The 6,669-nt window shown below is 60.2% G+C and carries 6 protein-coding genes and 1 tRNA gene; 5 read left to right on the top strand and 2 right to left on the bottom strand.

Annotated elements, in window-relative coordinates:
• Position 1: 1 nt before the first annotated feature.
• A tRNA-Ser gene (locus VHX65_11190) sits at positions 2-84 on the bottom strand.
• A 489-nt stretch (positions 85-573) separates the two neighbouring features.
• On the opposite strand from VHX65_11190, the gene VHX65_11185 reads away from it, so the two are divergent.
• The 4 genes from VHX65_11185 to VHX65_11170 all read left to right on the top strand — a co-directional run bounded on the left by VHX65_11185 (position 574) and on the right by VHX65_11170 (position 3,913).
• Positions 574-927 (top strand): RNA-binding protein, encoded by a 354-nt coding sequence (locus VHX65_11185; protein ID HEX3999106.1) that lies wholly within the window; start codon positions 574-576, stop codon positions 925-927.
• A 309-nt stretch (positions 928-1,236) separates the two neighbouring features.
• Entirely contained in the window at positions 1,237-1,503 is a 267-nt protein-coding gene (gene rpsR, locus VHX65_11180; protein ID HEX3999105.1) for a 30S ribosomal protein S18, read from the top strand.
• A 46-nt stretch (positions 1,504-1,549) separates the two neighbouring features.
• On the top strand, positions 1,550-1,963 hold the full coding sequence (locus tag VHX65_11175; GenBank protein HEX3999104.1) for a thioesterase family protein: 414 nt from the start codon (positions 1,550-1,552) through the stop codon (positions 1,961-1,963).
• A gap of 210 nt (positions 1,964-2,173) precedes the next feature.
• On the top strand, positions 2,174-3,913 hold the full coding sequence (locus VHX65_11170) for a PLP-dependent transferase (GenBank protein HEX3999103.1): 1,740 nt from the start codon (positions 2,174-2,176) through the stop codon (positions 3,911-3,913).
• A gap of 53 nt (positions 3,914-3,966) precedes the next feature.
• Here VHX65_11170 and VHX65_11165 read toward each other — a convergent pair whose 3' ends face one another.
• Entirely contained in the window at positions 3,967-4,278 is a 312-nt protein-coding gene (locus VHX65_11165) for a Rieske 2Fe-2S domain-containing protein (GenBank protein HEX3999102.1), read from the bottom strand.
• Positions 4,279-4,648: 370 nt separating this feature from the next.
• Between VHX65_11165 and VHX65_11160 the strand changes: the two genes are divergently transcribed.
• The gene (locus VHX65_11160) at positions 4,649-6,499 is read left to right on the top strand and encodes a TIGR03960 family B12-binding radical SAM protein (GenBank protein ID HEX3999101.1); all 1,851 of its coding nucleotides are present in this window, start codon (positions 4,649-4,651) and stop codon (positions 6,497-6,499) included.
• Positions 6,500-6,669 lie beyond the last annotated feature (170 nt).

The raw sequence follows: 6,669 nt of genomic DNA, 5'->3' as shown, positions 1-6,669 counted from the left end.
GCGGAGGGCATGGGATTCGAACCCACAACCCCTTTCGGGGCACCTGATTTCGAGTCAGGCTGCTGGCCAATTCGCTTACCCTCCAGGAATGCGCACTGCGGCTTCGCAGAAGTATGTCCGCAAACCCGTGGCGCATCTTGTGCGACTCGCAAAATAATCTACTACTGCGCGGTAAGCAAGGCAAGAATCGTATCGCTGCCATTCGAGGGCAACAATGCTTCGACGCGCCCCCATTTGCCAGAGATGCGGCCAGAGGAAAGCAACTAAGCTGCCGCGTCGTAACGGGTTGGGCCGATCGCTTACATTTGGCGCCGATTCCAATTTGAACTTTGTGGTTTCGCAACAGCATTCGTGGGCGCGCATAGACCAAGCAAAATGCCCGAATTCCATTTAGTTTTTCGCTCGTTTTTGCCAGCTTTTTTCGGAAAGGTGTTGCGTCGCGATTCCTGACCACGATACATTGGATGGTTAGCCGCAATGAACGGTCGGTGGGAGTTGGGAGCCGTGCTCGACCCTTTGCTTGCGGTTGCCTGTGCATGTTCGATTGGTTGCTCCCGTAGTTGAAGGTGCTTGATGGGGAAGAAGATTTACGTGGGGAATCTGCCGTGGTCGACCACGTCGGCCGAACTGGAACAGATGTTTTCCGAGCACGGCGCAGTTCGCTCGGCCGAGGTGATTTCGGATCGTGAGACTGGGCGGTCTCGCGGGTTCGGATTCGTCGAAATGGACACCGAAGAGGGAATGAATGCGGCGGTGCAAGCTCTCAACGGTAAGGACATGGGTGGACGGCCATTGACGGTCAACGAAGCCCGTGAACGGACACCGCGATCCGGTGGCGGCGGATACGGTGGCGGTGGCGGTGGTTATGGCGGTGGCGGTCGCGGCGGCCGTGGCGGCGGTGGCGGCGGCGGTTATGGGCGCCATTAATTCGTGCCCGGCCAATTCAAAATACTTGCGATTCAGGACGGTACGCCCGCGCGAGCCGACGATGCTTTGCTCGCTCGCAGGCAAAGTGTTAGCCCGTTCGTCCCGACTCTCAGCTTGGCAATTGGCCATTTGCTCGGCTGGGAGAACGGTATTCTATTTTGCTTCTCGGCGGGCACCCCTTGCGGGAAGCTCGCCGAGCGGCAATCATATTGGACTTCCACTTGTCGTGCTCCGGCCGAGCCGGACGGCTTGGCTCGCGCACCGATTCAGTTTCGAACAGCATTAATTCATTTCAGGCTCGACGATCCGATGCGAACACCTCAGCGCCCTCCGCGAAAAAAAGCCAAGACCAAGCTGCGCGGCAAGAAAAAGGATCCAATCTTCATCGAGGGCAAACGGCCCCGGCCGATGTATGTCGATTACAAGGATCTCGAGTTGCTCAGCAAGTTGACGAACCGGCAAGGCAAGATTGTCGGCCGGCGCAAGAGCGGCTGCACCGCTGCCAGCCAGCATGCGGTCACTCGGGCGATCAAGCGGGCGCGCTTCATGGCCCTACTGCCATACGTCGGCGAATAACGCTTAGCTCGGGGCTTCAGTCGGACGGGAAAGATCGCGCCGGGCAATGTCTAAGCCGTTTTGCACAACGCGCCGCGTCGAGTTTCGCGATACGGATGCAGCGGGAATTGCCCACTTCTCAGCCTTTTTGTTCTACATGGAATCCGTGGAACATGAGTTGCTCCGCCACTTGGGTCTGAGCGTCTTGTGGAGCGATCCCGACGGGCCGATCAGTTGGCCGCGCGTGTCGGTGAGTTGCGACTACGCGGGAGCGGCGCGGTTCGAGGAAGTGCTCGACGTGAAGCTTCGCGTCGCGCGGCTTGGCGAAAAAAGTGTTACCTACGATTTCGAGTTCACATGTGCGGGCCGACCAATTGCTAACGGTCGCACCGTCTCAGTTTGTTGCCGACTGCTGCCGGGCGCGCCGCAAAGCCTGCGGATTCCTGAGCCGATCGCCGAAAGGCTGCGGCAGTTTGCTTGAGACGACGAAAGCAGGCTCACACGCGCGGGACGCGGAGACGGCGAAGGGGGTTGCTACATGGACGACACGAGCAACAACCCGGAAAGCGGCGAGCACGGGCAACCGTCTAAATTTCATGCCCAGAAGTTTCACGCGGCTGGTCTTCACAGCGAACCACGGGCGATGCGACCGCCGGCGTTAACGGCCGCCGAGCCCGCTCTGTTGGCGCGAATGCGATCGCTTTCACCGCGCCGCAAAACGACCGAGGCAACCGATGCCGCCGGATTGGTCGCCGAGCAATTGCGGCATTTCGGCATCGAGCAGGCCAGTCCGCTCGGGCAGGCCTTGGCCCGGGTTGCCGAGCGGCTCTACGAGTGCCAATCCGACGTCGATCGGCTCTGGCAACTGACGCTCGCGGAAATCGAGCATCTCAATCACGTCGATCGGATCGCGCTGTTCAACGCCAAGAAGTTTCTTGCCTTCCAACTGGCAAAGCTGCTCGACACACTGCAAAACCCCTTGCGGCGAACGTATCAGAGTCTGGCGTACGATCGAGCCACCCAAGCGGCGAAGGGTCCGTATGCGGTGTTCGATAATGTGACGGCGATTTTTTCCGCCAATCCGGTGATCGCTCGCACGGCAACTTATATCTACGCCTGCGCGGAGTGGATTGAAGATGCGTTTCAGGGCAAGGAGTTGCTGCTGGAGATTTACTCCCGGCTGTTGAACCCGACCTCCGTGGCGCTGGCAAATCACATTGTCGATATCGAGGCTGGGCCCTACACCGCAGAATATTTCGCCTGGAATTTCAATAGCGGCATGGCGGCCATCGACGCGGCCCTTTCCCACCTCTTGGGTCGCGACGACATCCTGCTCACCAGCCGCAATATCTACGGCGGCGCGTTTCAATTGATCCACGATTGGTTTGCCAAGCCGGCCAATTTGGACATCGCGGTCGAGAGCTTTGATGGTTTGGCTGCCGCCGACTTCGTCGATTGCGTCGAACGGGTGCACGACAAATACGCCGACCGCATTGCCGCCGGCCGGCGCGTGTATGTGTATCTGGAATCTCCCTGCAATCCGCATGGCTACGTGCTCGATGTGCCGGGCATTTGCCGCGCGGCGCACGGCCTCGGCATGCGCGTCATGCTCGATGCCACCGTGGGCACTCCGTTTCTCTGCCGGCCGCTGGTGCGCAAAAATCCTGACGAACGGCCCGACTTCGTCATTCACAGCTACACCAAGGATCTCAGCGGTACCGGTTCGGTCGTGGCGGGTGTGGTGATCGGGCGAAACGAAGATATGTTTCTGGCCAAGGGGGAATCGGCCGGCGGCGTGGCTTGGAACGACACGCTGTTCTGGAATGTGTATTACGTGAAAGGGGCGTTTTTGAACGCCGACGCGGCGTTCGAAGTGTTGCAAGGCATCCGCACGCTCGAAGTGCGGATGCTCGCCAAATGCATCAACACGCAGATTCTCGTCGAAGTGCTCGGGGCGCATCCCGAAATTCAAGTGCATTGCAATGCGCTGGCCGGCGATCCGAACGCACGCTTGCGCGAGGAGCTGATGTTTCTCGGCCTGCCGGCGCCGCTGTTCACGACCGATATGCTGCGGGTGCCCGCGGCCGCATTTCAGCGGTTCTTCGACAACCTCTCGCCGACCTTCGGCCACATGATCAGCCTCGGGCAGTCGAACACGATCGTAAGCTGCCCCGCCCTGACGACCCATTCCGAACTGAGCGAAGAAGCCCTCGGCGCGGCCGGTATCCATCGCACCACGATCCGCTTCGCCGTCGGCGATGAAGACCCGACCGACTTGATCCGGCATTTCATCGACACGGCCCGGCTGACGATCGACCCCGAGTTGCCTGGCTTTTCCGCGGCATTTCCAGCTCCGGAAGCAATCGCCGCCACGATCCGCCGCTGCTACGTGGACGTTCACACGCGCTACATCGCCGCAAAAACGAGCTAGTGCGTTGACTCGCGATTGCGATCGCAGCTCGCTTGCGGTTTTGCGTGGCGCCGTCAACCCTCGCCCCGAACCTGCACTTCATCTCCCACCACGCGTACCTCAAAGCTGCCGATCTTGATTCGCGGATTGTCGCACCACGTGCCGTCGCAGACTTTGAATCGCCATGCGTGCCAGGGACAGGTGACGATGCCATTTTCAACCGCTCCGGCCCCGAGCGACGCCCCCATGTGCGGGCAAAGATCGTCGATCGCGAAATATCCGCCGCCGGAATTGAAAACCGCAATCAATCGCTCGCCAATGGCGACCGTGATGCCTTCCCCCTCAGGAATCGAACCGACCTTTGCAACCGTGATGAATTCAGACATGATTTCGCGAGCAGAACATGACACGGACAGGGGACACGGAATGCGGCTGGCATGCCGCCGCAGCCGAGAACGTGAATTGTATCTACGCCCGCCGCACCGGCCAGTCAGGTGCGTGTGGTGCGTGTGCCACTGGCAAGCGCAGTCTGCCAGTGCGGCCGGGCGAGCCGGCAATGCGTTTCTTGGATTTTCAAAACGAATGCCTGCAGGGAAACGATGAAGCCGAATGGGCGCTCCCACTGGCAGACTTCGCTTGCCAGTGGCACACTGCGGCGATATTCGCTCTGTTTTTCGCCCCGCTCATTTGACATACTAAAACCGTCCGCGATCCGAGTCGTAACCTCTCACCCTCACCCGCCCCCTTCCTCCCGCCATGCTCAACGTGCAACTTAAGGAATTTGTCTCGCGGCGGATTTTGCCGCGGGTAATACAGCCGGCGCAATATGTCGGTGGCGAATTGAACATGGTTCGCAAAGACCACCGCTCGGTTCGCGGCAAACTGTGCGTCGCCTTTCCCGATATGTATACGATCGGCATGAGCCATCATGGCCTGCAGGTGCTCTATTCGCTAATGAATGGACGCAGCGATTGGGCCTGCGAACGGGCCTTCACGCCCGGCGAAGACATGGAGCAATTGCTCCGCGACACGGCGACGCCGCTCTATAGCCTGGAAACGTTCACGCCGCTCGACCAGTTCGACGTCTTCGGCATCACGCTGCAATACGAAATCTGCACCAGCAATATCTTGACGATGCTCGATCTGGGGCGCATTCCGTTGCGGAGCATCGAGCGCACGATGGAGCATCCGCTGGTGATCGCCGGCGGCCCGTGCGCGCAGAATCCCGAGCCGATCGCGCCGTTTATCGATCTTTTCGTCACCGGCGACGGCGAGCCGAGCCTGCCGCTGGTTTGCGATGGCTGGCTGAAGCTGAAAGACGAATGCCGGGCCAACGGCGGATTGGCATCCGGCGAAGCGGGCCAGCGACAGCGAGAAGCGATGTTGGCCCGGCTGGCGGCGACGCTGCCGTTTGCTTACGTGCCGCGATTTTACGAGCCGGAATACCTGGCCGATGGCCGGCTCGCCACGCTCAATCGCACCCGCTCCGACGTGCCGGAAACGATCGAGCCATCGATCATCGGCGACCTCGAGGCGATGCCGCTGCCGGCCGCCCCGGTGGTGCCATATATCGAGTGCGTTCACGATCGGATCGCGGTCGAGATCATGCGCGGTTGCCCCTGGCAATGCCGCTTCTGCCAGAGCACGGTGATCAAGCGTCCCTTGCGAATTCGCGAAGTGGAAACGATCGCTCAATCGGCCCTCGAACAATATCGCAACACGGGTTTCAACGAGATTTCGCTCCTCTCGCTGTCGACCAGTGATTATCCGAATTTCGAGCAACTTTGCCGGCGAATGCGCGAAGTGTTCGGGCCGCTGGGCGTGAATATTTCCGTGCCCAGCCTGCGAGTGAACGAGATCCTGAAGAGCATCGCAACGCTGGTGGGGACCGAACGGCACAGCGGGCTGACGCTCGCCCCCGAGGTAGCCCGCGACGACATGCGCGAGCAGATTCGCAAGAAGATACGCAACGAGGATTTGTATGAGGGGTGTAAGGCCGCGTTTGCCGGCGGTTTCGACAAGGTGAAGCTGTATTTCATGTGCGGATTGCCGGGCGAACGGCAAGTCGATCTCGACGGCATTGTCGATATGGCGGAAACCATCGCCCGGATCGGCCGCGAGGTGCGTGGACGGTTTGTGAAGGTGACGGCGAGTGTGTCGAATTTCGTTCCCAAGGCCCACACGCCGTATCAATGGAACGGCATGCAGCGGCCCGATTATTTTCATTGGGCACACCGCTACCTGCGCCAGCGGGTGTCGATTCGCAGTGTGCAGGTGAAATGCCATCCGGTCGAAACGAGCATGCTCGAGGGGCTGCTGAGCCGCGGCGACCGGCGGCTGGCCGACGTGATCGAATTAGCGTGGCGGCGTGGTGCACGCCTGGATAGTTGGGCGGAAAAGCTGAACGCACCTCTGTGGTGGCAAGCGCTTGCCGACGTCGCAGCGGGCCGGCCGGGAATGGACTTCGATTCAATCGTCCACCGTTCGTTTCCCGTCGGCGACCGATTGCCCTGGGACCACATCAATGTCAAAAAGGGCCGCACGTATCTGGAAAAAGAGCAGGCCCGGGCGGTCGTACAATTGGAAGCGATGGCGGGGGCAACATAGGTCGGGCTTTCCAGCCCGATGCAAACGCACGCTGGGCGTCCGTTTCATTGCCTTGCCGCATGCCGGCATTGAACGCGCGAAACCGCAAGTGTGGGTTCAACCGCCGAGGCAGTGGTTGCCCCCGTTCTTTCGGCCGGTTGCAAATGACGCTGGAACCAGAAATAATGGGC

It is taken from the genome of Pirellulales bacterium, assembly GCA_036267355.1.
Classification (GTDB): Bacteria; Planctomycetota; Planctomycetia; order Pirellulales; family DATAWG01; genus DATAWG01.
This window is presented reverse-complemented; position numbering and strand designations above follow the sequence as displayed.

What these genes read in the sequence shown, in the direction of transcription:
- VHX65_11185 (HEX3999106.1), top strand. Translation starts at nt 574, where the DNA reads ATGGGGAAGAAGATTTACGTGGGGAATCTGCCGTGGTCGACCACGTCG.
- rpsR (HEX3999105.1), top strand. Translation starts at nt 1,237, where the DNA reads ATGCGAACACCTCAGCGCCCTCCGCGAAAAAAAGCCAAGACCAAGCTG.
- VHX65_11175 (HEX3999104.1), top strand. Translation starts at nt 1,550, where the DNA reads ATGTCTAAGCCGTTTTGCACAACGCGCCGCGTCGAGTTTCGCGATACG.
- VHX65_11170 (HEX3999103.1), top strand. Translation starts at nt 2,174, where the DNA reads ATGCGATCGCTTTCACCGCGCCGCAAAACGACCGAGGCAACCGATGCC.
- VHX65_11165 (HEX3999102.1), bottom strand. Translation starts at nt 4,278, where the DNA reads ATGTCTGAATTCATCACGGTTGCAAAGGTCGGTTCGATTCCTGAGGGG.
- VHX65_11160 (HEX3999101.1), top strand. Translation starts at nt 4,649, where the DNA reads ATGCTCAACGTGCAACTTAAGGAATTTGTCTCGCGGCGGATTTTGCCG.